This window comes from Streptomyces sp. NPDC048269 (assembly GCF_040652395.1).
Lineage (GTDB): Bacteria > Actinomycetota > Actinomycetes > Streptomycetales > Streptomycetaceae > Streptomyces.
On the sequence record NZ_JBEZLW010000056.1, the window covers coordinates 34989 to 37775 of the forward strand.

At 77.4% G+C, this 2787-nt stretch carries 2 protein-coding genes; one reads left to right on the forward strand and one right to left on the reverse strand.

What is annotated here, in order from left to right:
• Window positions 1-104 precede the first annotated feature (104 nt).
• Window positions 105-2201, reverse strand: a complete 2097-nt coding sequence (locus AB0D48_RS33385) for a DUF6350 family protein (RefSeq protein WP_362405662.1) — start codon at window positions 2199-2201, stop codon at window positions 105-107.
• A gap of 119 nt (window positions 2202-2320) precedes the next feature.
• Between AB0D48_RS33385 and AB0D48_RS33390 the strand changes: the two genes are divergently transcribed.
• On the forward strand, window positions 2321-2787 hold a 467-nt coding region (locus AB0D48_RS33390; RefSeq protein WP_362405665.1), incomplete at its 3' end, for a helix-turn-helix transcriptional regulator.

Consider the following 2787-nt stretch of genomic DNA (forward strand, 5'->3'; position numbering starts at 1 on the left):
GCCTGAGACGCGGGGACCCGGAGGACGAGCCCCCACCTCAGCCCCGCCGGCGTTTGAGGCGCGGGGGTCCGGGGGCTGGCCCCCCGGCAGCGGCGCCGCACACGTTAAGACGGCGGCTTCCGGCGGGCCATGACGCGCGCACCCCCCACCGGCGGAGCCAACGGCGGATCAGCAGCCGACGCCTCGGCCGGCTTTGCCGGGATCAGGATCGGACTCAGGTCCAGGCTCAGCCCGGGCACAACGGTCACCGGTCGGTGCAACCGCCCCGGGACGGTGGCCGCGGCTGCGACCGAAGTCGGAGCCTGAGCTGCGGCCAAGGCCGGAGCCTGAGCCCCGCCCGGGACCGGCACCAGGGTCGGGGTCGGCTCCTGCACCGGGACTGGCGCTGGGGCTGGGGCTGGCGCCGGGGCTGCGGCAGCCGCCGGGACTGCGTCCGGAACTGGAGCCGGAGCTGCGCCCGGGACCGGAGCGGGGACGAGGGCTGCGACTGGGACCGCGGCAGCGCCTGGGACCGGAGCGGGGGCGGGGGCTGCGGCCGGGACCGGGGCAGCGCCCGGGGCCGAGGCTGTGGCCGGGACCGGGACCGGGGCTGCGGCAGCCGCCGGGGCCGGGGCTGGCGCCGGGGCCGGGGCTGGCGCCGGGGCCGGGGCAGCGCCCGGGGCCGAGGCTGTGGCCGGGACCGGGACCGGGGCTGCGGCAGCCGCCGGGGCCGGGGCTGGCGCCGGGGCCGAGGCTGTGGCCGGGACCGGGACCGGGGCTGCGGCAGCCGCCGGGGCCGGGGCTGGCGCCGGGGCCGGGGCTGCGCCCGGGGCCCCCAGGGCTGCGCCCGGCTCAGGCGGCGGCGAGATGTCCGGGACCAGCGTGCCCGCGGCCCGCCGAAGGGCCGCCCACCGGACCTCCCGTACGCCACTGTCGTGCCACACGTCGTCCCCCGCCACCGCCACGGACCGGGCCGGCCGCGTCCGCCACGCCTGCACCCCCACCGCCACCGGCACGGCCAGCACCAGCGTCCACACGAAGGCCGCCGCCCCCACGGCCCACCACACCGGCCCGAAATCGGCCAGCGCCCGCGACCCCAGCGGCCCCGCCGAAGCCGCCGCGAGCCCGGCCATGACCAGCCCGCACACCAGCGCGCCCAGCGCCGCCGTGAGCGCGGTCTCGCCGTACGAGACTTCACGCGCCCTGCGTACCACGAACCACCCCACCGCCAGACCGGCAACCACCGGCACTCCGGCGACCGCCCACGTCAACGGCGTCCCGGGTCCCTCGGGCGGCAGCGCCGCCAGCAGCGGGAACCGGGGCAGCGCGGGTGAGCCCGTGAACCCGAGCGGCGTGGCGGTCACGCCGGCGCCGAGCGCGAAGCCGGGCCCGAGCGCGTAGGCCGCGCCCCACACCATGGCGTTCGGGATCAGCGCGATCGCCAGCAGCAGCACCGCGAAGCGGCCCGACCACACCCCGGTCAGCCCCAGGAAGGTCCCCTGGACCTCCGAACCGTGCCACGCGAGCGAGCCGCCGACGAGCAGCACGCCACCGCCCAGGAGCACCAGGGCCCCGCCCGCCCCGGCCCGGAGTGCCAGCGCGTATCGGGGGCGCGCGAATGCCCTCCGTACGCGCCCTGACACCCACGACGGCAACGGCCCGGCCGGCCGCCCCCGCACCGCCCACACCCCACCGGCGGCGGCGAGCACTGCGACCATCGGAACGTGCCAGGCCGCGCTCAGCGGGTCGGCCGGCATGGGGCCGCCCGCCGCGTACACCGTGACGAGGGCCCCGACGGCCAGATAGCCACAGAGCACGGCCGAGAAGACGGCGCCGGCCGGCAGCACCTCCTCCCCCTCCTCCTCGGAGCCGCTGCCCAGCCGTGCGGCCCGCCGCATCAGCAGCACCGGCAGCGCGACGAGCAGCAAGGGGGTCACACCGACGGGCGCGGGCACGCCGGAGAGCGTCTCGTACCTCACCAGTTCCGTCCCGTGGGCGAGCAGCCACAGTCCGGCGGCGAGGTGCAGGGCCCCGCCGGGGCCGCTGTCTGGATAGGGGGAGCTGATCCACAGCACGATGACGAGCACGGCGAGGAAGCCGAGCCCGAGTCCGGCCGCCACGGCACCGCCCACCACGCATGCGGCCGCCGCCGGAGAGCGGCGCCGCCGGACGGTTCGCGGGGCCGCGGACAACGGGGTCCCGCGTTCGGTCACTTGGGTCACCCCGCCATGGTGCCAACGACACGCGCTATGGACGGGTAACAGGCGAATGTCCGTGGTGTCGCCCAATATACGTTTATGTACTTTTTCGCCCAGAGCGGTCGGGTCGCGGGGAGCGTGGCATGACACAAAGCGTCGAGACGAACTCGGAGCTGAGCCTCCCTTCCCCGAAGGAACGCCGCAGACTGCGCGAAGCGGCGGACCTGACGTACGAACAGGTCGCGGCGGCCGTGGGCGTCACGGTGACGACGGTGCGCTCCTGGGAGGCGGGCCGCACGGAACCGCGCGGGCGCAAACGCGAGGCGTACGCGAGGTTCCTGACGGACCTGTCGGAGCCGCCGCGGGCCGAGACCCCGGCCCCGGCCGACCCTGACCCGCCGTCACCCGTGGCCGACGCGAACGACCCCGCCCCGGGAACGGCCGTCGCCGAAGCCGGGCAAGGGCTCGCCGAGGCCGACGCGCCCGTCGGGCACACCCCACAGGGGACCGGTCCGCACCCGCCGTTGCCCACCGCCGACCCAGCCCAGGAGGCGATCGGAGCCGAACGGCCCATCGCCGAAGCCCGGGAAGGACTCGTCGCGAACGACAC